The sequence below is a fragment of the Dellaglioa sp. CoH-56-MRSF-14 genome (assembly GCF_056782115.1).
In genome coordinates, this window is sequence record NZ_JBXAYB010000118.1 from 1 (window position 1) to 255 (window position 255).

A 255-nucleotide genomic window follows, 5' to 3' on the forward strand; every position below is an offset into this window, starting at 1 on the left:
GTCGATAGGAAGCCACGTTTGGCGGATCACCAGTGGGTCAGACTTTGCGCCGTTGGTGTGCGGAATGTCGAGAACGACGTTGCCGGACAGCTCGTACTTCGATGCAGCTGCCGAGTTCACGCACCAGATCGGTCCGGTTGCTTGTGCGTCGAGATCAGCGAGGGTGAGTTTCTTGATACCCATTTGAGTAGTACTCCAAAAATTTTGAGGCCCGTGGAGCGAGCACAGGCCGAAATAAGGTTTTGTTTGTTTTTG

General features: G+C 53.3%; 1 protein-coding gene. It reads right to left on the reverse strand.

All coding sequences use genetic code 11. The features are described 5' to 3' along the window. On the reverse strand, positions 1 to 183 hold a 183-nt coding region (locus AC1RPX_RS08020; RefSeq protein WP_481763370.1), incomplete at its 3' end, for a hypothetical protein. Between the last annotated feature and the right edge of the window lie 72 nt (positions 184 to 255).